Annotated in this window: 3 protein-coding genes; 1 reads left to right on the top strand and 2 read right to left on the bottom strand. The window is 45.5% G+C overall.

The genetic code is table 11. From position 1 onward, the window contains the following. On the bottom strand, window positions 1–579 hold a 579-nt coding region (locus IQQ51_RS26915), incomplete at its 3' end, for a sodium:solute symporter family transporter (protein WP_416222607.1). 563 nt (window positions 580–1,142) lie between these two features. Next, entirely contained in the window at window positions 1,143–1,982 is an 840-nt protein-coding gene (locus IQQ51_RS10520) for a helix-turn-helix transcriptional regulator (RefSeq protein ID WP_050647271.1), read from the bottom strand. Between the two features lie 378 nt (window positions 1,983–2,360). Here IQQ51_RS10520 and IQQ51_RS10515 point away from each other — a divergent pair. Then, on the top strand, window positions 2,361–4,122 hold a 1,762-nt coding region (locus IQQ51_RS10515; protein WP_228012795.1), incomplete at its 3' end, for a PTS fructose transporter subunit IIABC.

Below are 4,122 nucleotides of genomic sequence, written 5' to 3'. Positions count from 1 at the left end.
CACTGCAGCACACGTTACGGTTACCGCCATGATAATAACCATCTGCATGAAGTCAGACGCGATAACCGCCCAAGAGCCGCCCGTTACCGACATCACCAGAACAACAAGACCAGTCAGAACGATGGTTGTCGTCATGTCGAAGCCAAAGATGCCCGATGCGATGATCGCCAAACCGTTCAGCCAGATACCTGCAGAAACAATACTGTTCGGCATGCCAGACCAAGTAAATACTTGTTCGTTGAAGCTACCAAAACGCATACGAATCGCGTCAATTGGCGTTACCACACGTAGTTGACGGAATTTCGGAGCGAAGTACAGGTAGTTCATCAGGTAACCAAATGCGTTCGCTAAGAAGATAACCGCGACAGCCATACCATCGGCATACGCTTTACCCGCTGCGCCAGTGAAGGTCCAAGCACTGAACTGAGTCATAAACGCAGTCGCGCCAACCATCCACCAAAGCATGTTACCGCCCCCGCGGAAATAATCACTGGTTGTACTGGTGAACGTTCTAAACATCCAACCTATTGCGATAAGGAAAAGGAAATAAATTCCTACGATCAGAGTATTGAGTTCCATGTATAAGTCTTCTTTATGATGAATATCTGAAGAGCATATTATCTATAGAATTTTTAATTTGTAGTATTATAAGTCAAGGTTGTGATGGGGCGTATAAACCTGAATATTTGATTTCGAGGCATGAATTAGACGTTAGTAAATAAAGAATAAACCGAAGCGAAATAAACATTTAAAATCAATAATTTAAGAGCATTTCAATCAGTAAGCCGGACAACAATAACAAGATCTTGTCGTCTCGATAAGTTGTTTTTAATTTACTTAGCATTCATTAAATGCATCGCGTTAATACATCAACTCTCACACGTTTAATTCAATAAATAGGCAACGAAAAATAATAAGCAACTCGCAAAGCGAACCCTTAATGTTATTAATTGGGTTTATTTAGTGAAACGGGATAAATAGAGAACGTGCCTAAAGATAGGTTTGGAAATAAGGTGTAGAAATAAACAGCAGTGGAAAACACAAAGCAAATTGATCACCACAACACAGAGCTCACTGTGGTGATCTAGTCATACAAATTTAGGTCGTATAAGCTCTGGTCAGAAAGGTAATTAGAAGGGATATTAGATTGAACCACGATATTCGGTCGGCGTTCTTCCTGTGCGATTCTTAAACACGCGACAGAAGTAGTTCACATCTTTAAAGCCGCAACGTAATGCCACTTCATTGAGCTTGAAGTTGTACTTTTTGAGCATGAACTTAGCGCGGTCGACTCGAACACGGGTGATGTATTCTGCCAGCGTCATGTGGCCTTGCTGACGGAACATTCGCGACAAGTGATTGGATGAAATACTAAAGCGTGAGGCAATGCTGTCTCGGGTGATTTGACGGTGGAAATTCTCTTGAATGTAGATACAAATCCCTTGATACACATCCTGCACGCGACTGTGAGATTTCTCGACAGGCGCATCCAACATCGTCTTGCTGTATTGGAGCAGAGCTTGCAGCAATAACTCATCCATCGGCTGCTTGTTGCTCTCTCTCGCTAACGAGCTAAGCGCCTCCAAGATGTTATCAATCGCAAACCCTGATCGAGTCTGAATACTGTGTTTTTGGATATCGTAAAAGCTCTCTTCCCCTTTGCGCTTACTCACTAAGCTTAAACCAAGCTGACGACGCCCAAACAACATGCTCAGCACCGAGCAGTCAGTATCCCAGTTAGGTTTATTCCAGCAGTTGGGTGGGATGAAAATCGCGTCTCCGGCTTTGGCAATAACGTTGGTGATCTTGCGATCATGACTCTCCATTTCATTGACATACTCTCCATCTAGCACCAGCTCTAAACGTGGAAAGTTCACCTGATAGCTGCAAGCGGATGGCGTGTGAAAATCTCCAGCAAACCAGATGTTATGAAACGGTTCTCGCTCATTTAACACCGACGAGATTAAGTCATGAAATATCATTATTCGAACTCTTATGGGCAGCAATAAGGCTACGGAAATAGATATACCTGTTACTGAAACATAGCGCTATTGAGCAAAATCACAATTTGAGATCTAGGTTACAAAAATCCAGTCTTAGAAATAAATTTCCAGTACAGAAACCAATGAGGCACGTAATTCCCCAGATAACAAAACACGCTGTAGCCCTTATAAATAAAAGCTTCAATGTACGACAAACCTTGTCAATATAGGGCTAAAACCGCCCGTTCGACCGATCAAAATCACACTCCATTTATAACGCAACAATCATCCAGTAAATGCATTTTTTCTTCACTACAGAAGGTAAGCCGTAGATTCCAGAATACCCCTAACAAAATAAGAACAGAGTAGGGGTTCATTATGATCACGACATTGATCAATCAAGATTTGATTAAGCTTTCGCTTAGCGCTAATTCAAAAGAAGACGTATTTAAAGAGCTGATAGACGTGCTTTACGAACAAGGCAGAATCTCAGACAAAGCACAGTTTCTTGCCGACATTAAGGCGCGTGAAGAACAAGGTAATACCGGATTTGAAGAAGGTATTGCTCTGCCACACGCGAAAAGCGCTGCGGTGATTAAACCCGCGGTTGTTATCGGTGTCCATAAACAGGGTATCGAGTACGGCGCCGATGACGGCCAGCCATCAAAACTATTCTTCATGATTGCCTCTCCTGATGGCGGCGATAATCACCACATTGAAGTACTGGCAGAACTTTCTTCAAAACTGATTGAAGAAGGCTTTATCGAAAGCTTCATGAATGCTCAATCTCAACAAGAAGCATTAGAACTACTGCTTACTAAACCTGAACAGCCAGAAACGGAAACCAACGTTGAGAAACAAGGCTTCATCATTGGTGTGACAGGCTGTCCAGCTGGCGTTGCACACACGTATTTAGCAGCCGAAGCACTAGAAAAAGGCGCGGCGGCTCTTGGCTATGACATCAAGGTCGAAACCAACGGTTCTATTGGTGTAAAGAACAGCCCAACTCAAGAAGAGATCGAACGCGCAGACGCGATTGTGGTGGCTTGTGACAAACAGGTCGACATGGCTCGCTTTGCCGGCAAACGCGTTATCAGCACCAACGTAAAAGCGCCAATCAAAGACGCGCAAGGCTTGATTCAGCAAGCGCTCAATGCACCTAACTACCAAGCTGAACAAGCGCCGACCAACCAATCTGTTGCAGAGAAAGCCTCGCAAGCACGTTCAGACCTTTATCGTTACTTGATGAATGGCGTATCTCACATGATCCCATTCGTGGTGACAGGCGGTCTTTTGATTGCCTTAGCACTAGCCATTGGTGGTGAGCCAAGTGAATCTGGCATGGCGATTCCTGCTGGCAGCATGTGGAACCAAATCCTAGAAGTTGGTGTGGTTGCCTTCACCCTGATGATCCCAATCTTGGCTGGCTACATTGCTTACGCGATTGCTGACCGCCCAGCTCTAACCCCTGGTTTGATTGGCGGCTGGATTGCCAACAACGGTTCTTTCTATGGCGCTGACGCAGGTACAGGCTTCATTGGCGCAATCATCGCAGGTCTATTGGTGGGTTACTTCGTTAAATGGATTACGTCGTTTAACTACCACAAGTTCGTTCAACCGCTTGTGCCTATCATGATCGCTCCGATCACTGGCTCTCTATTCATCGCGGGCCTGTTCATCTTCGTAATTGGCGCACCTATCGCTGGGCTGATGGATGCTCTTACTGCACTGCTAACCAGCATGAGTACAGGCAACGTGGTTCTGCTTGGTATTGTCCTTGGTGGCATGGCTGGCTTTGATATGGGCGGTCCGTTCAACAAGGTGGCGTTCCTATTCTCGGTCGGCATGATTGCCAGCGGTCAAACTCAATTCATGGGTGCAATGGCGTGTGCAATTCCTGTCGCTCCATTAGGTATGGCTATCGCGACCAGACTTGGCCGTAAGTTCGACCTGTTCGAATCATCTGAAATTGAAGCAGGCAAAGCAGCAGGTGCGATGGGCTTGGTGGGTATCTCTGAAGGTGCGATTCCTTTCGCGGCTCAAGATCCGATGTCGGTTATCCCGGCCAACGTGCTTGGCTCAATGACTGCTGCGGTAATGGCGTTCTCGTTTGGGATCACCAACAGTGTTGCGCACGGTG

Origin of the sequence: Vibrio sp. OPT18, from assembly GCF_015163615.1 — a bacterium.
Lineage (GTDB): Bacteria > Pseudomonadota > Gammaproteobacteria > Enterobacterales > Vibrionaceae > Vibrio > Vibrio coralliirubri.
Note: the sequence above shows the minus strand (reverse complement) of the source record. Positions and strands in the feature narration are given on the sequence as shown.

Coding starts and splice junctions, on each gene's coding strand:
- IQQ51_RS10520 (WP_050647271.1), bottom strand. CDS start 1,982: ATGATATTTCATGACTTAATCTCGTCGGTGTTAAATGAGCGAGAACCG.